This window comes from Rahnella sp. BIGb0603, from assembly GCF_024808755.1.
GTDB lineage: Bacteria > Pseudomonadota > Gammaproteobacteria > Enterobacterales > Enterobacteriaceae > Rahnella > Rahnella contaminans.
Window position 1 is genome coordinate 96,003 of sequence record NZ_JANUEX010000009.1, and the last position, 22,847, is coordinate 118,849.

The window sequence follows — 22,847 nt, forward strand, 5'->3', positions numbered from 1 at the left end:
AGACAACAGCAGATCCTCGCCCTGACCAAAATGTCAGGGCGGAACCCGCAATGCGGCTGCGTCACGCTGTTTGCAGGTGCGTTACCGGTTGAGACTGAAAGTTTTGTTAATGAATTACCATTCCTGACGCATCAGCTGGCGAACGCGCTGCGAACTTGCGCGGTTTTCTGCACCCAGACGGTTGCTGAGGCTAACGCCTTCTTTGCGGGCGTCCTGGATGTTCTGCCAGACAGCGTTTTGTACGCTGGTGATGTCGTCGGGCGTTGCACTATCCGGGTTTGCGATGTCGAGTAATTGCGACAGCAGCCCCAGAGTGGCGTAGTTTTCGATGTCATAAGCCATCGGCGGGATGGTTGCGGCCAGTTTTTCCAGCGCATCCACAGAGCGTAACGTGATGCGTGCGGCGGATTCTTTCCCCATCGCATGGATCATGACGCCGTTGTTTTTGAAGGCGATCAGCTTGTTGGCCTGATAACCGTGCGCCAGAAACGCACCAGACATCGCTTTACCCACAATCAGACCGACCACCGGATGTCCGGCCAGACGGGCTTTGGCGTAAGCGCCTGCGGCACCGGCCAGCGCCTGATGAATACCAAACGCTTCTTCGCGACGGCCATAAGCCTGACTTGGCACATCAATCACTGCCACGATGGCGCGTTTGGTGTCGGAGTTCGCATCAGCGGCAATGGCGTCGTTAACGACTTTTGCCAGCGTCCAGCCTTCCAGCAGACCGACTTCACCGCCCGCTGCGCGCGGATACTGATTATTTTTATCCGGCACGACCGTAATGAAACGGACAGCCTGATCGTTGAGTTTGCCATCGGCGGCTTTCACCGAAGGGCAAAGACCGCTGACCGGAGTAGCCTCTTTGGTCAGTTCGGCAAACCAGTAATCACCCCGGCTGACGACGTTGTTATTGAAAGTGCTCATGCGCGATCCTCCCGGTTAAACAGGGCTTCCGTCACTTCACGGCTGGCCTGCTGCGCGGTGTCAAAACCGGTCAGTTTTGGCAGGTAATAATCATAATTATCAGAACGATGTGTGGCCGGAACGCCTTTTTTGATGAAGCCCAGTACGCTGGATTTCACCTCAGCGAGAGAATCTTTCACCAGCGCATCGACAAAGCCGCTGTGATAGCGCACTTCGCCACCGGTCATGCTCCAGATAAACGGACGGTCGCGGGAATCGTATTCATCGATACCGGCTTCCTGCTCGATAACCTGCGGACCGTTCAGTCCCAGACGGGCTTCGCGGGTCACAATCAGATAACTACACAGCGCAGCGGCAATCGACATCCCGCCAAAGCAACCGACGGTACCGGCCACCACGCCAATCACCGGCGTATAGCGGCGTAAATCGACAATTGCAGCGTGAATATCCGCGATCGCCGCCAGCCCCAGGTTGGCTTCCTGTAAACGCACACCGCCGGTTTCGAGCAGCAGAACCGCCTGCGTCGGAATGCCGTTGCGGTTATCTTCTGCGGCCAGTTCCAGCGCAGCGGCCATTTTGGCACCGGACACTTCGCCCATACTGCCGCCCTGGAAACTCCCTTCAATGGCGACCACCACCGCGGGCTGACCGTTAATCTGGCCCTTCGCCACCACCATGCCGTCGTCGGCCTGCGGAACAATGCCCTGCGGTTCCAGCCACGGAGACATCACGCGTTCGAACGGCCCGAGCAGTTCGCGGAAAGTCCCGGCGTCCAGCAGTTTGCGGGCGCGCTGACGGGCGCTCAGTTCGATAAAGCTCTGATCAGTATCAGTTGGCATTTTCAGCCTCCTCAAAGACCTGTTCGATACGCAGACGGGCAACCCCTGGTGTGGCGCCAAAATCATTAATGTCCAGACGGCCTGCCGGTAATTCACGCAGTGCGTTCAGACGGTCGAAAAAGTGCTGCCACAGGCTGTGGCTGCCATCGACGGAGGTTGTGACAATAATTTTCAGCTCAGTTGCTGCTTTTGGTTCATACAGCGCTTCTAAATCGCCGGAACCCACCACGCCAGCTTCTGCGCGGCCTGGCAGCGCTTTTGCCGCCGGGTAGTTAAATTCAAAACGTTCCATAACACCTCTTTGTACTGATGTTAGTTAATTCGTATCCGGTTCAGTCAGGCCACGCTGACGCGGTCGAGAAACAGGGTGGCAGCCAGTAAATCGGCGGCACCGCCGGGCGACGTGTTATCGGCCAGCATCCGCTGTTCCAGATGGCGCAAGCGTTGTTTGCCTGCCATTGTGCTGCTGCCACCGGCTTCCAGCACCGCCCGCGCGCCCTGATGCATGGCTTGGAGCGCCGGCAAACCGCCGCGTGACAGCACACAGGTATCAGCAAGCGTGGTCATCACCGCCAGTAAGGCATCGACCTGTGCTTCGCTTTCGCCCGCACCGCGTGTCCGGCTATGATGGAGCTGCGGCAGCGCCCGCTCAATAATGTGCGGAAAACCACTTTGTGCTTCTTCACGGGCACCCGGCACCTGATAACGCTGCACGGCGTGCGAACCTTTACTGAATTTTTTCGGGCTGAAAGCGTCGGGTAACGCCGCAATTTTCGCAGCGCGCTGCGCAATAGTTTGCGGCAGCAAAGCTTCCGGCTGCATGGCGACGGCGCTGACCAGCAACCCCATCGCCCAGATAGCGCCCCGGTGAGTATTCACTCCGCCGGTTTCGGCCATCATCTGTGCTTCACCGGCACGACCTAAACGGCCCACTTCCTGACGCAGGGCGATATCCGCCGGGCGCTGCCAGCTGTGTAAGGCCAGCAAATAGAAAGTGGATGTCAGGCTGCGCGCCGAACGCACCATCAGGTCCAACGTTAAATCCTGATGTGCGCCGGAACTCCGGCTGTCTACCAGCCCCGGTTTCGGGCTAAGCCGCGCTTCGTCGATCAGCGCCTGCGTCGCCGTTTCTGCCAGCCTTTCGGCCAGTTCTTCCGCTGTCAGTACAGCGCCAATCGTTAAAGTTTGCGGCATCGTGATTACCAGCTGCGGAATTTGGCGGGCGGGTTATACAAACCGCCGGACCAGTCGACCAGTTCGCTCACGCTGCCAGCCGCCAGTAAAGAGCGGGTGGCGTCAGTGCGGCGAATTCCCATGTCTTCCGGGAAGACCACCAGTTCCTGACGGCGCAGGTCGGCGACGCGTTTGGCGTCAACGCCCAGACCAATGTCAGTGATACCGGCAACCGCAGCGACCATCGCCCGGCGTTCTTCCAGAGAACGGGCGCGGTACAGATAGGCGATCCCCTCTTCGGTCAGCACGTGCGTCACGTCGTCGCCGTAAATCATCACCGGTGCCAGCGGCATTCCGGATTCTTTACCCACATCGACCGCTTCGAGTTTTTCAACGAACGTCGGCTTGCCACCGGCCTGGAAGGTTTCCACCATCTGTACGACCAGTTTTTTACCGCGTGCCATCGGATCCGGCTCTTCAATCATGTCGAGCCATGCTGGCGTGGAGTGACGACGACCGTGCGGGTCATGGCCCATGTTCGGTGCGCCACCGAAACCGGCCAGACGACCGCGGGTGACGGTGGACGAGTTCGCCAGACCATCGACCTGCAACGTTGAACCGATGAACATATCGACCGCGTACTGGCCTGCCAGCTGGCAGAACGCACGGTTGGAACGCATGGAACCGTCAGAGCCGGTGAAGAATACGTCCGGACGGGCGCGGATATACTCTTCCATCCCGAGTTCGCCACCGAAGCAGTGAACGGTGTCGACCCAGCCGCTTTCAATAGCCGGGATCAGCGTCGGATGCGGGTTAAGCGTCCAGTGTTTACAGATTTTGCCGCGCAGGCCGAGCTGTTCGCCGTAAGTCGGCAGCAGTAGTTCGATAGCCGCGGTGTTAAACCCGATACCGTGGTTCAGCGACTGCACGTTGTGTTTGGCGTAAATGCCTTTGATCGCCATCATCGCCATCAGCACGTGAACCGGTTTAATCAGACGCGGGTCGCGGGTGAAAAGCGGTTCGATGAAGAATGGCTTGTCCGCGACAACCACGAAATCAATCCAGTCGCCCGGAATATCAACACGCGGCAGGTCGGTTTCTTCATCTACCAGTTCGTTGACCTGCGCAATGACGATACCGTTTTTAAAGGCCGCGGCTTCGACCAGCGCTGGCGTATCTTCGGTGCTTGCGCCGGTATAAAGGTTACCTTTGCGGTCTGCTTTAAAGCCGGCGATCAGGGCGATGTTTGGCACCAGATCGACGTAAAGACGAGAATACAGTTCGATGTACGTGTGGATCGCGCCGATTTCCATCTGACCATCTTCAAGCAGTTGCGCGATACGCAGGCTTTGCGGGCCGGAGAAAGCGAAATCGAGCTTGCGGGCGATGCCGCGTTCGAAGAGATCCAGATGTTCAGCACGGCTGACGCTCGGCATGATCATATGTAAGTCATGCAGCTTTTCAGGGTTCACTTTTGCCAGTGAACGGGAAAGAAAGTCAGCTTGTTTTTGGTTGTTACCTTCCATCACCACGCGGTCACCGGAGGCAATCAGCGTTTCGAGGACAGGAATAATTTTATCAGTGGGTAAAACTTTACCCTCGGCCACGGAACGGACACTGTCGATACGCCGTTGTTTTTCGCTGCGGCGGGTGTCCCACACTTTCGTGGTCTGCGGATGTTGCGGCATGCCAAACCTCCCTGGGTTGAGCTTGCTGAAGATTTCCCGACGTGATGAAACAAAGAGGACGGTGGGAAGTTCAGTCAAGTGGCGGTTGCATCACATTTGACCTGTTTAGTTAGCGTGTTAAGTGTAGGAAGGGCCGAGATAACCATCAATGAAGGCGGCGGACACTTCGTTACTCTGAGAGTAACGATTGAGGGGAATTCTTTAAAAACAGTTTGATACAAAACAAAGAATGAGAGGTATCCCTCAAAAACAGGTGAAAAAAAGGGATGCGCATGGCATCCCTTTTTTGCAGATAAGAAGATTATTTGAAAACTTCTGCGGTCGCAGTGATTTTCTTTTTCTCCTGCGCGGCGATCACGACGTAGTATTTCCCGCCTTTTTCATCAGCCAGTTTGGACAGCTCATCTTTAGCATCCATTGGCGCAGTGTATTCATTGCTGGTTGTTACCACGCCCAGGCTGGTGTAACCCTTATCTTTAGCTTCTTCTTTGGTGATCATCTCTGCGGCCATTGCGTTCACAGAGAACAAACCTGCCAGAACGGCTGCAATAATAATTTTATTTGATTTCATGACATTACCTCTAAATTGGATGAATAGTTTTGAAAGAAAGCAGTCAAGATATGAACGGCAGGTGAATCTGTGCTGGCACGAACCTTCCTGGTCAACCACCAGATTTCTCCCCAGAGACACAAACGGGCGATGGAAAATTTCCCCCTCTCACCTCCGGCATCTATCGGCTTAAGTATTAGTCACCCTTGGGAATTAGCCAGAATTTTGACAAATATTTTTACATTGGTTTTCAGTCTGCAATCAGAAAGCGTTCGACAATTTCACAAAAAGCATCCGGGTGCGAGATAAAGGGCGCATGGGCTGCTTTTTCAATGATTTCCGAGTGAGAATCAGGCAGTAAAGCATCCAGTAACGGCACGATTTTTCTCGGCACCAGCCCGTCGAGCGCGCCGTAAATACGCAGTACCGGCAAGGTCAGCGTCGTCATTGACTCACGTAAATCGGCTGTACGTAAAATCTCCAGCCCACCGTTGAGCACTTCTGCGGGCGGCATTGGCAGATTCAAAACAATTGATTTCAGCAAACGGGCATCCTGACGGGCGCTGTTGCTGCCGAGCGTCTGCAACGCCAGAAAACGCTCGACCGTACGCTGAAAATCTTCACTTAGCTGATGCTGGAATCCCTGCAACACATCGGGGCGGATGCCCGGCCAGTTGTCATTCGCGGTAAAGCAAGGCGAAGATGCCACGGTAATCAGTTTTTCCACGCGCTGCGGCGCACTCAGTGCAATCTGGCTGGCGACCAGTCCGCCCAGCGACCAGCCCACCAGCGAAGCCTTTTGCGGCATGGCAGACAGTACCAAATCAGCCATTTCTTCCAGCGTCTGCGCCCCAAAACCTTTACTGCGGCCATAGCCCGGCAGGTCGATCAGGTGCAGACAAAAATGCGGCGCAAGTCGCTCCGCCGTGTAACGCCAGACCTCGGCGTTCAGTCCCCATCCGTGAAGCAGCACAAGATGGCGATCTCCTTCGCCGATTGTCTCCCGGTAAAGCGTATTCATAGCGTATTGTCCGTGTCAGTCTGATTGTTCAATCCATAAAAATGGCACAAGGAACCCGCCGCTATGCTAACAATTGCCAGCCGCTGTTGGCTATGTCAGTGTCCGCTCCATCTGGCGATACAGGGCATTTGCAGTCTGTGCCTCAGACATTTGCCCGCCGCACCGCCCTGCTGCCCGCGCTGTGGATTACCCGGCACCGGAGGTAATCTCGATTGCGGCCGCTGCCTGCTGAAACCGCCGCCGTGGGACGCACTGGTTTTCGCGAGCGCGTATGAACCGCCGGTCAGCGGGCTGGTGCTCCGGCTCAAATTCGCCAACCTACCTGAGCTGGACACCACGCTCGCGCGCCTGTTTCTGCTGCGCTGGCTGCCGCGCTGGCGGTCCGGTAATCTGCCGCGTCCGGATATCCTCCTCAGCGTACCGCTGCATCAGAAACGTTATTTCTCCAGAGGCTACAATCAGAGTGAATTGCTCGCCCGGCCGCTGGCCCGCTGGCTGCACTGCGAATATCGCCCGTACGCCCTGAGCCGCGACCGGCGCACCGTGCCGCAGCAAAGCCTGAGCGAGCGGGAAAGAAAGTGGAATCTGCGTAAAGCCTTTACCTGCCATGCCGATTTGCGCGGTAAAAACGTGATGCTGCTTGATGATGTGGTGACCACCGGCAGCACGGTGCGGGAAATCAGTAAAATGCTCATTAATCAGGGAGTTGCTTCAGTGCAAATCGCGTGTATCTGCCGGACATTACAGACATAAGCACGTGCTGCTAACACTCTGGCAACGGGAAGGGTGACGGGTAAAAGCAAAGGGCGTATTATAACCAACTAGAGTAGTCAACTATTGAGCGAATGTTATGATCCTTATTACCGATGCTGCCCAAGAGCACTTTGCCAAATTGCTGGCAAGCCAGGAAGAAGGCACCCAAATCCGCGTATTCGTGATCAATCCCGGTACGCCGACCGCAGAATGCGGTGTCTCCTATTGCCCGCCTGACGCCGTAGAAGCGACGGATACCGAACTGAAGTTCGAGAAACTGTCTGCTTTCGTCGATGAATTAAGCGCGCCTTATTTGCAGGATGCGGTGATCGACTTCGTCACCGATCAGTTGGGTTCCCAGCTGACGCTGAAAGCGCCTAACGCTAAAATGCGTAAAGTGTCTGACGATGCGCCTCTGATGGAACGTGTTGAATATCAGTTGCAGTCGCAGATTAACCCGCAGCTGGCCAGCCACGGCGGTCGTGTTTCCCTGATGGAAATCACCGACGACGGCATCGCAGTTCTCCAGTTCGGCGGCGGTTGTAACGGTTGCTCTATGATTGATGTCACCCTGAAAGACGGCATCGAGAAAGAGCTGCTGCAAAACTTCCCGGAACTGAAAGGCGTTCGCGATCTGACCGAACACCAGCGCGGCGAGCACTCTTTCTACTGATTAACCGTTGATCAGACAGAATGTAAAAAGCACCCTTCCGTTGGGTGCTTTTTTATGGTTGCGGATTAAGAAATACCTTTGCGTCGGCGGTCCAAATCCGCCAGCAGCAGATTAATGTGCTCATCGCTGAACAACGCTTCCAGCGTGTGCGTCAGTTTTCGCCGCCAGTTGGGATATTCAGTATTCGTGCCGGGCACGTTAACTGGCGTCGACATATCCAGCCAGTCTTCCGGTTGCAGCCCGAGCAGCGCACTGGCGCTGTCAGCCAGATAACGTTGCAGACCGCGGTTAAGCACCGACGTCATCGGCATGCCTGCTGCGGTTTTGCTGGTCGCTTTCGGCACGCATCCTGTCCGGTGCAACGCGTCCAGCAAACCCTGCTTACTGTGCTCGCGCTCCCCGCGCAATTTCTCCAGCACCTGCGGGTCCGGATAAACACCCAGCGACGCACCGAGCGTTAAATCTCCGCCTTCCCAGTAGCCGCGCAACGTCGGCAAATCATGCGTGGTCACTGTCGCCATCGCCTGCGAAACGTAATCTTCCGGCGGTCGATAGACGAAGTGTTTATCGTGCTCGAAATACAGTACTTTGTAGGAATACACGCCGCTGTCGCGCAGGCTGGCGACAATTTCTTTCGGCACGGTCCCCAGATCTTCACCAATCACCATGCACTGGTGCCGCTGACTTTCCAGCGCCAGCACACCGAGTAAATCTTCCAGCGGATAACGGACATACGCGCCATTCCCCGCCTCCTGATCCGCCGGTATCCACCATAAACGCAGTAACCCCATCACGTGATCGATACGCAGCGCCCCGCACTCCGCCATATTCGCGCGCAGCAAATCGATAAATGGCTGATAGGCACGGGCTTTCATTTCATGAGGATCAATGGGTGGGAGCCCCCAGTTTTGCCCCTGCGGCCCCAGAATATCCGGCGGCGCGCCAATCGTCGCATTCAGACAATACAACGACGGATCTGACCAGGTTTCCGCACCACCTTCCGCCACGCCAACCGCCAGATCACGGTATAAACCCAACGGCATATCCAGCTCCACGCTGCGCTGATAACACACAGAAAATTGCGTATGTGCCAGCCATTGCAGCCACTGGTAGAACTCAATTTCACCGGCATAATGCTGGCTGAATTCCGCCACATCCGCCCCTTTGGCGTCACGATAAGCATCGGGCCATACCGGCCAGCCCCACAATCCCAGATCTAAATCCCGCAGATGAACATGCAGCGCATCGAACAGCGCCTGCTGGCGCAAACTTTCACCGCCCAGCAACACAAAACGACGGAAATCCCGCTTGCGCTGGCTGGCTTCCGGCAGTTCGCCAAAGAGCGGCCACGCCAGTTTCAGCGCATTTAATTTCAACCGCATCACCAGCGGATAATCAACAAACTCGGTGCTGCGCGCCTGCAACAACGCATCTCGCGTCTCGATGGAATGCCACCAGCTTTGCGCCAAATCGCTGGCGATAAATTCTTCCACCGCATTCACGTCGATGTACGCCAGATTCAGCCAGCGGCGTGACGACGGGCTGTACGGGCTGGCGCTGAGAGGATTGGCCGGATACAACGCGTGTATCGGGTTCAGCCCGACGAACGCGCCGCCGCGCTGGCCAACTTCTTCCACCATTTTTTTCAGATCGCCAAAATCACCGACGCCCCAGTTATTTTCCGACCGCAGCGTGTACAACTGAACCGTCGCACCCCACAGTTTTTTACCTGCCAGCAGCGCGGGCGGCTCATAACAGCGTGGCGGCACAACAATAATCCGGCACGGCCAGATTCTACCGTTTTGCGATAACGTCAGTTGATGGTAACCCGTGGGCAATCCGGCGCTGAGATTCAGAACCTTGCCAACCTCAACGGTTCCTTCGGTCTGGTCGCCGTTTTCAAGCGTGAACTGCCAGCAAAATGCGCCGCAGCCCTCCGGGGTTAGCAGCACTTTTTTGCCTTCCGTAAACACTTTTACCGCAGGCAAAGGCGTTACCTCGGGCACATCTTCCGGATCACGCCCCATGGCCGCCAGCAGCGATGCCCTCGTTTCGTTGGACACCGTTTCTACTTCATCCGACATATTGATAAAGCTGTCTAAAATACCTGCCCGGCGCGCTGCCTCAACAAGTTGCTTATCCTCCATGCCTGCTCCTAACGTTTTGCCTGCCAGATGCGCTGCTGATAATCGCGGATTGAACGGTCTGCGCTGAACATCCCGACGCGCGCGGTGTTAAGCAGAGTGCGGCGCGTCCATTCGTCAGCGTTACGGTACAATTTATCGACCTGTTTTTGCGCTTCGCAATACTGAGCAAAATCCGCCAGAACCAGATAGGGATCGCCGCCATCGAGCAGGCTGTTGAGCATCAGATCGAAAGCCTTTTTATCGCCGTTGGCATAAAAACCGCTGGCCAGTTCGTCGAGAATCGCCTTGAGATGTTTGTCTTTTTTCACCACGGCTTTCGGCTTATAGCCTTTCTTCAGCTCGGCTTTTACTTCATCAACGGTCAGGCCAAAGATGAAAATATTGTCTTCGCCCACCTGCTCGGCAATTTCGACATTCGCGCCGTCCAGCGTGCCGACAGTCAGCGCGCCGTTAAGCGCCAGCTTCATATTGCCGGTGCCCGACGCTTCTTTACCGGCAGTAGAAATCTGCTCGGAGATATCCGCAGCCGGGATCATCCGTTCCGCTACCGACACGCAATAATCCGGGATGAACACGACTTTAATACGATCGGCGACGATCGGATCGTTGTTGATCTTCTCCGCGACCTGATTGATCGCATAGATAATATTTTTGGCGAGGTAATAACCGGGCGCGGCTTTAGCACCGAACAGGAAAACGCGCGGCACAATGTCGAGCTTCGGATTATCGCGGAGCTGCCGGTACAAGGAGAGAATGTGCAGCAGATTCAGATGCTGACGTTTGTACTCGTGCAGGCGTTTTATCTGCACATCGAAAATGGCGTCAGGATTGAGGCGGATCCCCATGCGCTGCCAGACGTATTCCGCAAGCCGCACTTTGTTGTCATGCTTGATTTTGCGGTACTGCTTGCAGAATTTTTTGTCTTTTACGCCGTCTTCCAGACCTTTCAGCAGATCCAGATTATTCACCCAGGAATCCGTTTTCAGGCGTTCATCAATCAGCGCGGAAAGCGCCGGATTACACTGTTTCAGCCAGCGGCGCGGCGTGATGCCATTGGTCACGTTGTGGAATTTTTGCGGCCACAGCTGATGATATTCCGGGAACAAATCTTTCACCACCAGATCCGAATGCAGCGCCGCCACCCCGTTTACTGCAAAACCGGCCACCACGCAGAGATTCGCCATCCTTACCTGTTTGTCGTGATGTACGGCCAGTTTCGCCCAAACCGCTTCATCGCCCGGCCAGGTTTTACTGACCAGTTTTTTGAAGTTGGTGTTGATTTGTTTGATGATTTGGAAATGTCGCGGCAGCAGGCTGCGCACCAGACTTTCGTCCCAGGTTTCCAGCGCTTCCGGCATTAACGTGTGGTTGGTATACGCAAACGTGCGGCTGGTGATGTGCCAGGCATCGTTCCAGCTCAGCTGGTGCTCGTCGAGCAATACGCGCAGCATTTCAGGAATGGCGATGGTCGGGTGCGTGTCATTAAGCTGGATGACTTCATAATCCGGCAGCTCGCTGATTTTGCGGCCCAGGAAATGATGACGCCGCAGGATATCGGCCACCGAGCAGGCGCACTGAAAATACTGCTGCATCAGGCGCAGGCGTTTACCGGCCTGATGGTTGTCATTCGGATAGAGCACTTTGGTGAGTTTGGCAGCTTCGATGCCCTGCTGTTCCGCTTTCAGGAACTCGCCGTCATTAAACTTCTCCAGATCAAACGGATGCGGATGCGTGGCTTCCCATAAACGCAGCGGCTGCGTAATTCCGTTGCGATACCCCATAACCGGTAAATCCCAGGCTTCGCCGCGCAGCGTAAATTCGGGTTCCCAGCGGGAAACTCCCTGATCGTTCTTTACGATTTTCCCGCCAATGCCAACATTCACCGCCAGCGAACTGTTATGGCGGAACCACGGATATTCACTGCGGTGCCAGTCATCCGGCGACTCTTTTTGTTTGCCATCAACAAAGCGCTGACGGAATAAACCGTACTGATAGTTCAGGCCATAACCGGTGCCCGGTTGCCCGACCGACGCCATCGCATCGAGATAACAGGCCGCCAGACGCCCGAGTCCGCCATTACCGAGCGCCGGATCGATTTCTTCTTCAAGCAGGTCTGTCAGGTTGATATCAAACTGCTCAAGCGCGCTGGCAATTTTTTCGTACCAGCCGAGATTAATCAGGTTATTACCGGTCAGCCGCCCGACCAGAAACTCCATCGAGATGTAGTTAACGTGGCGGGTGATCTTTTTACTTTTCCTGCTCACGGACTCATTTTGCGGAGGAAGCTGTTCAGCGACTGCGGCGCTGACTGCGTGCCACCATTGATGCCGGGTCATGTCCCTGGCTGAAGTAAGTCCAAATGCTTGCCACTGGCGGGTTAGCGCCGCCAAAAAAACATCCTGCTTGAGCGTGATTTTCGACATAGGGCAGTCTCTTTTCTGTCAGTGGGGACGGAATGTTTCCGTGAGAAAAAGCCTGATTGCGGTAAAAAGTGTGATCCCAATACACTTATGTATAAACCCTATGTCGAAAAAATGCTCACTGCCGTTTGTTTCTAAAACTTTTTAAGGCCATTTTTATTTTTGCCCGTAATAGGCATCCGGCCCGTGTTTTCGGCTGAAATGTTTTTGCATAAGGTAATCATCCATCGGGGTCTGGTTGCGCCGGATTGAACCAGTGATCCACGCCATTTTGGCGACTTCTTCCAGCACCACGGCGTTGTGAACCGCCTGTTCCGGCGTGGCTCCCCAGCAGAACGGGCCATGCTGGGCGACCAGAATGCCCGGCATATGCAGCGGATCAATGCCCGTCAGCGCAGCGGCGATCACTTTGCCCGTTTCCAGTTCGTATTCTCCGTTCACTTCATGGCGCGACAAAGGCCGCGTACAGGAGATCTCACCGGCAAAATAATCCGCATGCGTGGTGCCTAACGCGGGGATCGCAACGCCAGCCTGCGCCCACGACGTCGCATGGGTCGAATGGGTGTGCACGATGCCGCCGAGTTCAGGGAAACGGGCGTAAAGTTCAAGATGCGTGGCGGTATCCGATGACGGTCTGTAGCGCCCTTCCACCACTTCACCGCGCAAATTCACGACCACCATATCGCTGGCCTGCATTTTTTCGTATTCCACACCACTCGGTTTGATGACCACCAGCCCGCGCTTGCGGTCGATGCCGCTGACGTTGCCCCACGTAAAGGTCACCAGACCGTACGCAGGCAGCGCCATATTGGCTTCAAATACGCGTTGTTTCAGTGCGTCCGTCATGCCATTTCCTCCATATTCAGCCCGGCCTTCTGCATTTTATCCACCACCCAGGCGCGCGCGTTGCGCACTTCCTGCATCGGATCGGCGGCGGTTTCACTCCACATTTCGATGAGATAAGGCCCGCGATAGCCGCTTTTCTGTAGCGTTTCGAAGCAGCGCTCAAATTCCACGACGCCGCTGCCGAACGGTACATTTTTGAATACGCCCGGCTGCGTATCTTTAACGTGTACCGCGACGATATGTCCGGCACCGCTTGCCAGTTCCATCTGCACGTCGTTGTCCCAGGCGGATAAATTGCCGATGTCCGGATACAGCTGGAACCACGGGTTATTCAGGTAATGCGTATAGCCCAATGCTTTGCTGATTGAATTCATCAGCGGGTAATCCATGATTTCCATCGCCAGCGTGACCTGCGCCCGGCTGGCCATTTCGACCGATTCCTGCAAACCGGCACGGAAACGCTCACGGGTATGATCGTTGGCCTGCTGGTAATAGACGTCATAACCGGCGAGCTGAATGACACGGATACCTAAATCCTGCGCCAGCACGATGGCTTTACGCATGATTTCCAGCCCCTGATTACGGGTTTCATCGTCTTCAGAGCCCAGCGGAAAACGCCGGTGCGCGCTCAGGCACATCGACGGAATGCGGATGCCCGTGCGCGAAATCGCATCCACTACGTTCAGTCTCTGCCCGCGTGACCAGTCAAGCCGCGCCAGCCGGTGATCGGTTTCATCCACCGACATTTCGACGAAATCAAAACCCAGTTCTTTCGCCAGCGTCAGGCGCATCAGCCAGTCTTCACCCGCAGGCAAAGCTTTTTCATAGATACCGAGTGGAACGGCTTTGTGCATCATGCGATTTTCCTTAACCCCAGAGCTGGCTGATGGATTTTTTGAACTGACGCGCCGCGTCTGCCGGGTCTTTCGCGTCACGGATACTGCGCCCGGCAATGAAAACGTGTACCGGAATGTCTTTGAACAGCGGCAAATCTTCCAGCGCCAGACCGCCGGTGATCGTGACTTTAAAGCCCATATCGGAAAGACGTTTGATCGCCGTAATATCGGCATCGCTCCACGCCACACCGGCAGCCTGTGCGTCACGGCTGCGGTGATAAACCACTTGCCGGATACCTGCGTCATGCCATTCCTGCGCCTGTTCCCACGTCCAGTAACCGGTCAGTTCAATCTGCACGTCACCGCCAAATTCTTTTGCTACTTCCAGCGCACCTTTGGTGGTGTTGATATCGGCGCAGCAAATCACGGTGACCCAGTCGGCGTTGGCTTCAAAACACATGCGCGAGAGAATTTTCCCGGCATCAGCAATTTTGGCATCGGCCAGCACGATTTTCTCCGGATACAGCGCTTTCAGATCACGCACCGCACGCACGCCTTCTGCGACACACAAAATAGTGCCGACTTCGATAATGTCGACTTCGCTGGCGATAAGACGCGTGGTTTTGTAAGCATCGTCCATCGACTGGTTATCCAGCGCCACCTGCAACATCGGTAATGAATGAGACATAATGAATTCCTTCTCTGCTAACGAATTAGTTAACCGCCGTGGCGGAAGTCTGGTCGATCAAATCTAGTACCTGCTGCGCGGTGGTGCAGGCGCGCAGGCGGTCAAAATTGGCTTCATCTTCAAACAGGTTCACCACCTGCATGATGCCGACTTCCTGATGCGCGCTGGCATCCACAGCAGCCAGCGTGATCAAGATATCCACCGGATCGTTATCTTCATGGTTGAACACCAGCGGCTTTTTCAGGGTCACCAGCGCAAAACCGGTTTTCAGGACGCCTTCTTCCGGGCGGCCATGCGGCATCGCCAGTCCCGGCGCTATGACGAAATAGGGTCCGAACTTTTTAACGCCATCCAGAATGGCCTGGTAATAACGCGGCTCAACCACACCGGCGTCCACCAGCATATCGACGCCAATTTTGACCGCTTCCTGCCAGGTTTCTGCCTCCGCGTTCAGACAAATCGAGTTATTCTCGGCCAGCGAATCTCGCAGTTTCATTGCACGCTCCTTACTTTTTCAGCGACGTTGGGAAGTGAGCATTAATGACTTCCATCACTTTCGGTCCGAAATCCGCCGCCGAGAGCATGTTGCGTACACCGACGACGTATTTGTTGCCGCTGACGGTGATTTCGTCGGCGACATGCGTGGACGCGACAATAATGTCCGCGCCGCTCAGCTCAGATTTGTACTCACCGACCGCGCAGCTGTTCATGGTGTGATCCACGCCTTCCTGTGTCAGAAACTGCCCGATTTTCATCTTCATGATCATCGAACTGCCTTGCCCGCAACCGCAAACTGCCAGAATTCGTACTGTCATGGGAACCTCGTTAATTAGTGAGTAGTGGACTCATTAAGAGCTTGTTTTTCGGCATCTTCTTCGGCGCGAAGCGTGCGACCGGCGAAGAACATATACAGCACCGCGATTACGGCAATAACGCCCATGAAGGCCATGCCAACGCTAAAGAATCCCTGCATCATTGGCGGTGCCAGAATTGACCAGTCGGCCATGCCCATCCAGGCGCTGAGGCCGGTCAGTTTGATGGCCCAGACGCAGCCGAAGATTTCGATCATCCCCATCACCAGACAAATTTTCAGTGCGGCACGCCAGCCACCGAAGTGGTTCGCGAATACGCCGATGGTGGCGTTGGAGAAGAACATCGGGATAAAACCGGGAATAATCATGATGGAAGAACCCACGCCAAACAGAATGGCGACGGCAATCAGCTGGCCGATGGTGCCCCACATAAAGCCCCAGACCACAGCGTTTGGCGCGAAGCTGTAAATCGCCGCGCAGTCGATCGCCAGAACAGCACCAGGAATTAAGCGTTGGGAAATCCCGTTAAAGGCTTCCGTCAGTTCTGCGACGAACATACGCACGCCCTGAATAATGATGAAAATGGCAACCGCAAACATCAGGCCGGTTTGCAGGATGTAAATTGTCCAGTGGGTTTTACCGGCCATTTTCTGCAACGTATCAAGACCGAACGAGCAGAGGATAATGCCGAAGAACACGGTCATCACGATGGCGGTGGAAACGATATTGTCGTGGAAAATATTCAGCCAGCCGGGCAGTTTGAGGTCTTCAACGCTGTCCTCTTTCTTACCGAGATACGGTGCGATTTTGTAAGCAATCCATGACGCAAACTGCTGCTGGTGCCCGATAGAAAAACCACTGTTTTCCGTTACGGACTGCGTCGGTTTGTACATCATATTGGAGGTGATCCCCCAGTACAGCGAAACCAAAATCGCCGTCGACCAGATGGTGGTCCACATCGGCCAGCCGATGATGTAGAAGAAGACGGCGATCAGACCCGCCTGCTGGAACATGATGTGGCCCGTCAGCATGATGGTACGGATGCCGGTAATGCGGCGGAAAACCACCATCAGGATGTTCAGTGCGAGCGCGATAAGCACCGCGTAGCCGACCCAGCTGTAGGCATCGCCCATGCGTTCGACCGTTGCCATCATTGAGGCATAGGTATCTGAAATAGCACCGTTAATTCCGTAGACTTCAGAAAGTTTCGCCACCACAGGTTTAAATGTGCCCGTCAAAATTCCGGATCCCGCCTGCAGTAACATAAAACCGATGATGGTTTTGATGGTGCCTTTGATGATAACCGTCGCGCTCTTTCTGAGCAGGATGTAACCGAGCATAGTTACAAGCCCCAGCAATAACGGCGCGTTGGTCATTACCTGATTAAAAAAAACGGTAAAGAGGGTGTAGAGGAATTCCATATAACTCTCCGTCTGACCTTGTTTAATCTCTTCAGCGCAGGACTCTGCACATAAAAGTGAGGGACAGACGAACTCTAATGCTCACATTGAATCAGATAAAGATTCACAATGATTATTTGTGAGCGGTCTCGCAAGATATCGTCATCCCTCTGTTTCACGCACAAAGAGATAAACTCATATTTATTATATTTATCAAATAAATAAGTAGATTATTTTATTACCTGCACTTCCTGCTTATTCAGAGAGCCTGTCTTCAGCGTGTCCGAAACCATTCAAAAATCGTCGATTAAAATCATTGTCACGGCAAAATTTCGATGATAAATTCCTCACAATCAAATCATATTTAATCATTAAATGATTTATTGTGATTTAATCATTCAAACCAAACTCACATGAGGGAATACAATGAGCAAAGTAGAAACGATCAGTCGCGAATCCTGGATCCTCAGCACTTTCCCGGAATGGGGCACCTGGCTGAATGAAGAAATCGAGCAGGAAAAAGTCGCGCCAGGCACTTTTGCAATGTGGTGGCTGGGCTGTACGGGGATCTGGCTTAAATCTGAGGGCGGCGCGAATATTTGTGTCGATTTCTGGTGTGGCGTTGGCAAGCAAAATCACAGCAGCCCGCTGATGAAAACCGGCCACCAGATGCAACGCATGGCAGGCGTGAAAAAGCTGCAACCAAACCTGCGCACCACGCCGTTCGTACTGGATCCGTTCGCGATCAGAGAGATCGACGCCGTATTGTCCACCCACGACCACAACGATCATATTGATGTCAACGTCGCGGCTGCCGTGATGCAAAACTGCGCTTCCGATGTGCCGTTTATCGGCCCGCAAACCTGCGTGGATTTGTGGATTAGCTGGGGCGTGCCGAGAGAACGTTGCATCGTGATGACGCCGGGCAAAGTGGTGAAAATCAAAGATGTGGAAATCCACGCGCTGGATTCTTTCGACCGCACCGTGCTGATCACCCTGCCTGCGGACCAGAAAGCGGCTGGCGTTCTGCCGGACATGATGGATCAGCGTGCGGTAAATTATCTGTTCAAAACGCCGGGCGGAAACCTGTATCACAGCGGCGATTCACATTATTCCAACTACTACGCGAAACACGGCAACGAGTACAAAATTGACGTTGCACTCGGCTCCTACGGCGAGAACCCGCGCGGCGTGACCGACAAAATGACCAGTGTCGATATGCTGCGTATGGCAGAATCACTGAATACAAAAGTCGTGATCCCGTTCCACCATGATATCTGGTCGAATTTCCAGGCCGATCCGCAGGAAATCCGTGTGCTGTGGGAGATGAAAAAAGACCGTCTGAAATACGGCTTCAAGCCCTTTATCTGGCAGGTCGGCGGCAAATTCACTTATCCGAATGACAAAGACAATTTTGAATATCACTACCCGCGTGGATTCGAAGATTGCTTTACGACAGACACCGACTTGCCGTTTAAATCCTTCCTCTAAAGCATTGTGAGAAAAGGCGGGGACTATTCTCTCCGCCCTTTCAGAATCAATGTTATTCGCATTACTGCTCGTTTATAATCACGCGGTAATCATCTACTTTCGGATATCCCCGCGGAGACACTATGACAGAGCCACAACGCCACAATGCCATCCTTGATCTTTTGCAGCGTCAGGGGCAGATTTCTGTCGCTGATGTCATTGATCATTTTGATATTTCTCCAGCCACTGCGCGTCGTGATATCACTAAGCTCAACGAGTTGGGGAAATTGCGTAAAGTGCGTAACGGCGCTGAAGCCGTTAACCAGCCTCGCCAGAACTGGACTCCGCTTAATATTCACCAGACCCATAATCTCAACGAAAAAATGCGTATCGCCAAAGCTGCGGCCGAATTGTGCCAGCCGGGTGAAAGCGTGGTGATTAACTGCGGCTCGACAGCGTTTTTGCTGGGGCGCGAGATGTGCGGAAAAGACATTCAGGTGATCACTAACTATCTGCCGCTGGCCAATTACCTGATTGAGCAGGAACACGACAGCGTGGTGATCATGGGTGGTCAGTACAATAAAAGTCAGTCGATTACGCTGGCACCGCAGGATGGCGATGCGAGCCTGTACGCCGGGCACTGGATGTTTACCAGCGGCGCAGGGCTGACCACCGATGGCCTGTATAAAACCGATATGCTGACCGCAATGGCAGAACAGAAGATGCTGAATTACGTCGGAAATCTGGCGGTGCTGGTCGACAGCAGTAAAGTCGGGCAACGCGCAGGTATGCTGTTCAGCCGCACGGAACAAATCAATGTGCTCATCACCGGCAAAGAAGCCGACGGCGAAATTATCGAAAAATTACGCCTCAAAGGTGTGAAGGTGATTCTGGTTTAGCGCTTTTCCCCTGTAGTTTGTCTGGTCTTGATAAGCCAATAATTGGGTAGAATGGCGGAATCATCTTTTAAGAGGCACCTCCGATGGAACAATTTGAAGCAATCAGCGTTGAACAGGCGCATACCCGCCTGAAATCCGGCGAAGCAGTTATGGTCGATATTCGCGACCCGCAAAGTTTTGGCGCAGCACACGCGCCCGGCGCATTCCATCTGAGCAATGAAAGCATGCGCGCCTTTATGGAACAGGCCGATGCCAAAACGCCGGTTCTGGTCATGTGCTATCACGGCATCAGCAGCCGTGGTGCCGCACAATTTCTGATTTCTCAGGGTTTCGAATCGGTGTACAGCGTTGACGGCGGCTTTGAAGCCTGGTCACAAACCTTCCCGCAAGATATCGAAGCCTGATCCCCCCCCTCCGGCGCAGACTATAGTCTTATAAACCGAGTCTTTATAACCAGGCTATCTGGTTTGCGCCGAAAATGTTCTTAAGCCGAAAAAGCTACCGTTCTCCAGTGTTGATATAATTTCCGCCTACTATCGACAGGATTTCAAGATGAAACAACTGAACAAAACACGTTCTTTGGGTATGCGTACGCTCGCCGTTCATGGTGGCCAGCAGCCGGATGCCCAGACCGGTGCCGTCGCGACACCGATTACCGCCTCTTCCGCGTTCTCCTATCCGGATTTTGACAGCGGCGCACGTCGTTTCAGCGGGGAAGAGCCGGGCTATATGTACAGCCGTTTTGCTAACCCGACGGTGACCGTTTTTGAACAAAAACTGGCCGCGCTGGAAGGCGCAGAAACCTCCGTGGCTTGCGCAAGCGGCATGGCGGCGATCAGCGCAACATTATTTGCCCTGCTGGTGCCGGGGGATGAAATCATTCATGTCGGTACGCTGTACGGCGGGACAGAAGGTGTGGTACGTAATCTTCTGCCACGTTATGGCATCACACCAGTACACGTCGCGAACGTCGGCGAACTGGAAGGCGCATTCACAAAAAACACCAAAGTCGTGCTGGTTGAGACACCGGCAAACCCGGGTCTGGACATTGCCGATCTGGCAGAAATCGCGCGTTTATCCAAAGCAGCTGGCGCAATCAGCGTGGTGGATAACACCTTTGCGACGCCTTACCTGACACGTCCGCTGGCGCTGGGCATCGATATCGTTCTGCACTCGGCGACCAAATACATCAGCGGTCACGGCGATGCGACCGGCGGTGTAGTGGCCGGTTCTGCGGCATTAATTACACCAATCCGCACGCTGAGCCTGAAACAGTTCGGTGGTTGCCTGAGCCCGTTCGAAGCCAGCTTGCTGATCCGCGGGCTGAAAACTTTGCCATTGCGCGTGGAAGCCAGCTCACTGAGCGCACAGGCGGTAGCGGAATTTCTCGACAGTCACAGCGCAGTGGAAACGGTATTTTATCCCGGGCTGCCGGAACATCCGGGCCATGCCATCGCAGCGCGTCAGATGAAACTGTTCGGCGGGATTATGGCAATTGAGCTGAAAGGCGGGCTGAACGCCGCACGGACTTTCCTCGATAAGCTGAACATCATCACGCAGGCGGTTTCCCTGGGAGATACCGATTCGCTGGCCTGCCATCCGGCCTCAACCACTCACAGCGCCGTCGCGCCGGAAGTCCGCCGTCAGAGCGGGATTACCGACGGGCTGGTGCGCATCAGTATCGGTATCGAAGACACCGACGACCTGATTGCCGATCTGGAACAGGCGCTGGAAGGGCTGTAAGTTCCCGATATTTGCAGCACCGTCATCCGGCGGTGTTGCAAAAGACTTCGATCCCTATCACATCACTGCAATTTTTCTGTTTCAGCTAATGACGCTGCATCCGTAATTTCCCCTTCCCGCCCCGACTGACGTTATAATCGACTTCCCCCACGCTGGCAGATAAGGTATTGCCCTAAAATGACGGCAACAAATCAAACAATTAGGGAAATCACTTAACGCTATGGTGCGCATTCTTAACCTGAACAACCCCCGCCTCGCTCAGGCTTTTGTCGATTACATGGCGACGCAGGGTTTCACGCTGACGATTAAACACGAAAGTCAGGAAGTCCAGCTCTGGCTGGAAGACGAATCGCGTCTGGAAGAGGCAGAGAAGCAGGTCGCGCTGTTTGTCCGTGACCCGCTGCACCCTCGTTATCAGGCCGCCAGCTGGCAAACCGGCAAGGCGCAGCCGGGTTTGCGGATGTCGCATACCCCCTTTATGAAAACGCTGCGCAGCCGTGCGGGCCCGCTGACGATCGGCATGATTGTGCTGTGTATCGCCGTCTATATTCTTCAGCAAATGGTCGGCTTTGAGCAGGTCATGAACTGGCTGGCTTGGCCGGACAGCTCGCGGTATTTTCAGGTCTGGCGCTGGTTTACACCTGCGCTGATGAATTTTTCCTTATTTTCATTGCTCATCAATCTGGTCTGGTGGTGGTATATGGCCAGCCAGATTGAACAGCATCTTGGCAGCGGAAAATTATTCACCGTCACGCTGATCGCGGCGCTGATCAGCGGCTGGGGCCAGTCGATGGTCAACGGTTCCTGGTTCGGCGGTTTGTCCGGCGTGGTCTACGCTCTGATGGGTTATGTCTGGCTGACCGGCGTGTTGAAACCTGAAAGCCGGTTGTACGTTCCCGGCGGATTACTGGCTATTTCGCTGATCTTCATGTTCATCGGCTATGCCACAGGCGGTGCAGCGGTGGCTAATGCCGCCCACACATTTGGCCTGGGTCTGGGTCTGGTGATGGCATTTGTTGATACGCGCTTACCGCGCAAAAAACGCAAGTAGGGGATTTGGGTGAAACAAACACAACGCCATGACGCGATTATCGAGTTAGTTCGCCAGCAGGGTTATGTCAGCACCGAAGAACTGGTCGATCATTTCGCGGTCAGCCCGCAAACCATCCGGCGCGATCTCAATGACCTGGCCGAGCAGAATAAAATCCACCGCCATCATGGCGGTGCGGCGCTGCCATCGAGTTCGGTCAATGCAGCCTATAACGACCGTAAAGTGATGTGGTCAGAAGCGAAAGCGCGTATTGCTCAACGCGTCGCGGGGCAGATCCCGGACGGTTCAACGCTGTTTATCGATATCGGCACCACGCCGGAAGCGGTAGCGTACGCACTGCTCAATCATAAAGATCTGCGGATTGTAACCAACAACCTGAACGTGGCGACGCTGTTCAGTGCCAAAGACGATTGCCGCCTGTTCCTCGCCGGTGGCGAAGTCCGCGCCCGCGATGGCGGGGTGATGGGTGAAGCGACGCTCGATTTTATCTCCCAGTTCCGCCTCGATTACGGCATTCTCGGCATCAGCGGCATTGATATGGACGGCTCATTGCTCGAATTCGACTATCACGAAGCGCGAACCAAGCGTGCGATTATCGAAAACTCCCGCTGCGTAATGCTGGTGACTGACCATTCCAAGTTTGGCCGTAACGCAATGGTTAACCTTGGTAAAATGGATTTGATTCACTATCTGTTTACCGACAAACAGCCGCCGGAGAGCGTGAAGCAAATCATCGATAAGTACGACGTACACCTCGAGCTTTGCTGATTTCCGGCTCTATCAGGGAGCGTCGCCCGGGCGCTCCTGCTTTATCTCCCTTCCCTGCTTCTGCTTAAAACGAACAATTTCGAAAAATTCCACGCGTTGTTGCGTTCGGTTTTGTCCCCTGCCCACCGTTTTGCTCGTTA

General features: G+C 54.4%; 23 protein-coding genes. 8 read left to right on the forward strand and 15 right to left on the reverse strand.

Going from position 1 to position 22,847, the window contains the following annotated elements:
• Window positions 1-114: 114 nt before the first annotated feature.
• From mdcE to bioH, 7 genes are all read right to left on the reverse strand, one after another.
• A complete protein-coding gene (mdcE, locus tag M2403_RS20930; protein WP_217153784.1) occupies window positions 115-930 on the reverse strand; it encodes a biotin-independent malonate decarboxylase subunit gamma in 816 nt (271 codons plus the stop codon).
• Entirely contained in the window at window positions 927-1,769 is an 843-nt protein-coding gene (locus M2403_RS20935; protein WP_152327545.1) for a biotin-independent malonate decarboxylase subunit beta, read from the reverse strand. The genes mdcE and M2403_RS20935 overlap by 4 nt, the downstream gene beginning before the upstream one ends.
• Entirely contained in the window at window positions 1,759-2,061 is a 303-nt protein-coding gene (locus tag M2403_RS20940) for a malonate decarboxylase subunit delta (RefSeq protein WP_165060969.1), read from the reverse strand. The genes M2403_RS20935 and M2403_RS20940 overlap by 11 nt, the downstream gene beginning before the upstream one ends.
• A 44-nt stretch (window positions 2,062-2,105) precedes the next feature.
• Window positions 2,106-2,963: a triphosphoribosyl-dephospho-CoA synthase gene (locus tag M2403_RS20945; RefSeq protein ID WP_259230806.1), complete on the reverse strand. Its 858-nt coding sequence runs from the start codon at window positions 2,961-2,963 to the stop codon at window positions 2,106-2,108.
• A gap of 5 nt (window positions 2,964-2,968) precedes the next feature.
• Window positions 2,969-4,630 carry a malonate decarboxylase subunit alpha gene (gene mdcA / locus M2403_RS20950; RefSeq protein WP_165060966.1) on the reverse strand — a complete coding sequence of 554 codons (1,662 nt, stop codon included), beginning with the start codon at window positions 4,628-4,630 and terminating at the stop codon, window positions 2,969-2,971.
• 301 nt (window positions 4,631-4,931) lie between these two features.
• Entirely contained in the window at window positions 4,932-5,201 is a 270-nt protein-coding gene (locus M2403_RS20955; RefSeq protein ID WP_112288668.1) for a YdgH/BhsA/McbA-like domain containing protein, read from the reverse strand.
• 229 nt (window positions 5,202-5,430) lie between these two features.
• Window positions 5,431-6,201: a pimeloyl-ACP methyl ester esterase BioH gene (gene bioH / locus M2403_RS20960; RefSeq protein ID WP_259230809.1), complete on the reverse strand. Its 771-nt coding sequence runs from the start codon at window positions 6,199-6,201 to the stop codon at window positions 5,431-5,433.
• A 63-nt stretch (window positions 6,202-6,264) separates the two neighbouring features.
• Here bioH and gntX point away from each other — a divergent pair, with 63 nt between their 5' ends.
• Together gntX and nfuA are read left to right on the forward strand one after the other, a co-directional pair.
• Complete coding sequence (gene gntX, locus M2403_RS20965; RefSeq protein ID WP_259230810.1) at window positions 6,265-6,954, forward strand: DNA utilization protein GntX; 690 nt, start codon at window positions 6,265-6,267, stop codon at window positions 6,952-6,954.
• A gap of 97 nt (window positions 6,955-7,051) precedes the next feature.
• Window positions 7,052-7,627, forward strand: coding sequence for a Fe-S biogenesis protein NfuA (gene nfuA, locus M2403_RS20970; RefSeq protein WP_112288671.1), 576 nt, complete (start codon window positions 7,052-7,054; stop codon window positions 7,625-7,627).
• Window positions 7,628-7,692: 65 nt separating this feature from the next.
• On the opposite strand, the gene malQ is transcribed toward nfuA, so the two are convergent.
• The 8 genes from malQ to ulaA all read right to left on the reverse strand — a co-directional run bounded on the left by malQ (window position 7,693) and on the right by ulaA (window position 16,797).
• The gene (malQ, locus tag M2403_RS20975) at window positions 7,693-9,774 is read right to left on the reverse strand and encodes a 4-alpha-glucanotransferase (RefSeq protein WP_259230812.1); all 2,082 of its coding nucleotides are present in this window, start codon (window positions 9,772-9,774) and stop codon (window positions 7,693-7,695) included.
• Window positions 9,775-9,782: 8 nt separating this feature from the next.
• The gene (malP, locus tag M2403_RS20980) at window positions 9,783-12,197 is read right to left on the reverse strand and encodes a maltodextrin phosphorylase (protein ID WP_259230813.1); all 2,415 of its coding nucleotides are present in this window, start codon (window positions 12,195-12,197) and stop codon (window positions 9,783-9,785) included.
• A 153-nt stretch (window positions 12,198-12,350) separates the two neighbouring features.
• The gene (locus M2403_RS20985) at window positions 12,351-13,040 is read right to left on the reverse strand and encodes an L-ribulose-5-phosphate 4-epimerase (RefSeq protein ID WP_259230814.1); all 690 of its coding nucleotides are present in this window, start codon (window positions 13,038-13,040) and stop codon (window positions 12,351-12,353) included.
• The gene (locus M2403_RS20990; RefSeq protein ID WP_165060957.1) at window positions 13,037-13,897 is read right to left on the reverse strand and encodes an L-ribulose-5-phosphate 3-epimerase; all 861 of its coding nucleotides are present in this window, start codon (window positions 13,895-13,897) and stop codon (window positions 13,037-13,039) included. Before M2403_RS20990 ends, M2403_RS20985 begins: the two co-directional genes overlap by 4 nt.
• 10 nt (window positions 13,898-13,907) lie before the next feature.
• Complete coding sequence (locus M2403_RS20995; RefSeq protein WP_152327555.1) at window positions 13,908-14,564, reverse strand: 3-keto-L-gulonate-6-phosphate decarboxylase UlaD; 657 nt, start codon at window positions 14,562-14,564, stop codon at window positions 13,908-13,910.
• 25 nt (window positions 14,565-14,589) lie between these two features.
• On the reverse strand, window positions 14,590-15,060 hold the full coding sequence (ulaC, locus tag M2403_RS21000) for a PTS ascorbate transporter subunit IIA (protein WP_152327556.1): 471 nt from the start codon (window positions 15,058-15,060) through the stop codon (window positions 14,590-14,592).
• Between the two features lie 10 nt (window positions 15,061-15,070).
• Window positions 15,071-15,379, reverse strand: coding sequence for a PTS ascorbate transporter subunit IIB (ulaB, locus tag M2403_RS21005; protein ID WP_104923679.1), 309 nt, complete (start codon window positions 15,377-15,379; stop codon window positions 15,071-15,073).
• 14 nt (window positions 15,380-15,393) lie between these two features.
• Entirely contained in the window at window positions 15,394-16,797 is a 1,404-nt protein-coding gene (ulaA, locus tag M2403_RS21010) for a PTS ascorbate transporter subunit IIC (RefSeq protein ID WP_165060951.1), read from the reverse strand.
• Window positions 16,798-17,202: 405 nt separating this feature from the next.
• On the opposite strand from ulaA, the gene ulaG reads away from it, so the two are divergent.
• From ulaG to M2403_RS21040, 6 genes are all read left to right on the forward strand, one after another.
• Window positions 17,203-18,267, forward strand: a complete 1,065-nt coding sequence (gene ulaG, locus M2403_RS21015; RefSeq protein ID WP_152327558.1) for an L-ascorbate 6-phosphate lactonase — start codon at window positions 17,203-17,205, stop codon at window positions 18,265-18,267.
• 122 nt (window positions 18,268-18,389) lie between these two features.
• The gene (ulaR, locus tag M2403_RS21020) at window positions 18,390-19,145 is read left to right on the forward strand and encodes an HTH-type transcriptional regulator UlaR (protein ID WP_104923682.1); all 756 of its coding nucleotides are present in this window, start codon (window positions 18,390-18,392) and stop codon (window positions 19,143-19,145) included.
• 83 nt (window positions 19,146-19,228) lie between these two features.
• Complete coding sequence (gene glpE / locus M2403_RS21025; RefSeq protein ID WP_104923683.1) at window positions 19,229-19,549, forward strand: thiosulfate sulfurtransferase GlpE; 321 nt, start codon at window positions 19,229-19,231, stop codon at window positions 19,547-19,549.
• Window positions 19,550-19,697: 148 nt separating this feature from the next.
• Window positions 19,698-20,888: a PLP-dependent aspartate aminotransferase family protein gene (locus tag M2403_RS21030; RefSeq protein WP_259230816.1), complete on the forward strand. Its 1,191-nt coding sequence runs from the start codon at window positions 19,698-19,700 to the stop codon at window positions 20,886-20,888.
• A 220-nt stretch (window positions 20,889-21,108) separates the two neighbouring features.
• Window positions 21,109-21,939, forward strand: a complete 831-nt coding sequence (gene glpG / locus M2403_RS21035) for a rhomboid family intramembrane serine protease GlpG (RefSeq protein WP_217152225.1) — start codon at window positions 21,109-21,111, stop codon at window positions 21,937-21,939.
• A gap of 9 nt (window positions 21,940-21,948) precedes the next feature.
• The gene (locus tag M2403_RS21040) at window positions 21,949-22,707 is read left to right on the forward strand and encodes a DeoR/GlpR family transcriptional regulator (protein WP_104923688.1); all 759 of its coding nucleotides are present in this window, start codon (window positions 21,949-21,951) and stop codon (window positions 22,705-22,707) included.
• Window positions 22,708-22,847: the final 140 nt, after the last annotated feature.

What these genes read in the sequence shown, in the direction of transcription:
- ulaR (WP_104923682.1), top strand. Translation starts at nt 18,390, where the DNA reads ATGACAGAGCCACAACGCCACAATGCCATCCTTGATCTTTTGCAGCGT.
- bioH (WP_259230809.1), bottom strand. Translation starts at nt 6,201, where the DNA reads ATGAATACGCTTTACCGGGAGACAATCGGCGAAGGAGATCGCCATCTT.
- M2403_RS20985 (WP_259230814.1), bottom strand. Translation starts at nt 13,040, where the DNA reads ATGACGGACGCACTGAAACAACGCGTATTTGAAGCCAATATGGCGCTG.
- mdcE (WP_217153784.1), bottom strand. Translation starts at nt 930, where the DNA reads ATGAGCACTTTCAATAACAACGTCGTCAGCCGGGGTGATTACTGGTTT.
- M2403_RS20935 (WP_152327545.1), bottom strand. Translation starts at nt 1,769, where the DNA reads ATGCCAACTGATACTGATCAGAGCTTTATCGAACTGAGCGCCCGTCAG.
- gntX (WP_259230810.1), top strand. Translation starts at nt 6,265, where the DNA reads ATGCTAACAATTGCCAGCCGCTGTTGGCTATGTCAGTGTCCGCTCCAT.
- mdcA (WP_165060966.1), bottom strand. Translation starts at nt 4,630, where the DNA reads ATGCCGCAACATCCGCAGACCACGAAAGTGTGGGACACCCGCCGCAGC.
- malP (WP_259230813.1), bottom strand. Translation starts at nt 12,197, where the DNA reads ATGTCGAAAATCACGCTCAAGCAGGATGTTTTTTTGGCGGCGCTAACC.
- M2403_RS20995 (WP_152327555.1), bottom strand. Translation starts at nt 14,564, where the DNA reads ATGTCTCATTCATTACCGATGTTGCAGGTGGCGCTGGATAACCAGTCG.
- M2403_RS20990 (WP_165060957.1), bottom strand. Translation starts at nt 13,897, where the DNA reads ATGATGCACAAAGCCGTTCCACTCGGTATCTATGAAAAAGCTTTGCCT.
- ulaB (WP_104923679.1), bottom strand. Translation starts at nt 15,379, where the DNA reads ATGACAGTACGAATTCTGGCAGTTTGCGGTTGCGGGCAAGGCAGTTCG.
- M2403_RS20940 (WP_165060969.1), bottom strand. Translation starts at nt 2,061, where the DNA reads ATGGAACGTTTTGAATTTAACTACCCGGCGGCAAAAGCGCTGCCAGGC.
- nfuA (WP_112288671.1), top strand. Translation starts at nt 7,052, where the DNA reads ATGATCCTTATTACCGATGCTGCCCAAGAGCACTTTGCCAAATTGCTG.
- glpE (WP_104923683.1), top strand. Translation starts at nt 19,229, where the DNA reads ATGGAACAATTTGAAGCAATCAGCGTTGAACAGGCGCATACCCGCCTG.
- ulaC (WP_152327556.1), bottom strand. Translation starts at nt 15,060, where the DNA reads ATGAAACTGCGAGATTCGCTGGCCGAGAATAACTCGATTTGTCTGAAC.
- M2403_RS21030 (WP_259230816.1), top strand. Translation starts at nt 19,698, where the DNA reads ATGAAACAACTGAACAAAACACGTTCTTTGGGTATGCGTACGCTCGCC.
- ulaG (WP_152327558.1), top strand. Translation starts at nt 17,203, where the DNA reads ATGAGCAAAGTAGAAACGATCAGTCGCGAATCCTGGATCCTCAGCACT.
- glpG (WP_217152225.1), top strand. Translation starts at nt 21,109, where the DNA reads ATGGTGCGCATTCTTAACCTGAACAACCCCCGCCTCGCTCAGGCTTTT.
- malQ (WP_259230812.1), bottom strand. Translation starts at nt 9,774, where the DNA reads ATGGAGGATAAGCAACTTGTTGAGGCAGCGCGCCGGGCAGGTATTTTA.
- M2403_RS20955 (WP_112288668.1), bottom strand. Translation starts at nt 5,201, where the DNA reads ATGAAATCAAATAAAATTATTATTGCAGCCGTTCTGGCAGGTTTGTTC.
- M2403_RS20945 (WP_259230806.1), bottom strand. Translation starts at nt 2,963, where the DNA reads ATGCCGCAAACTTTAACGATTGGCGCTGTACTGACAGCGGAAGAACTG.
- ulaA (WP_165060951.1), bottom strand. Translation starts at nt 16,797, where the DNA reads ATGGAATTCCTCTACACCCTCTTTACCGTTTTTTTTAATCAGGTAATG.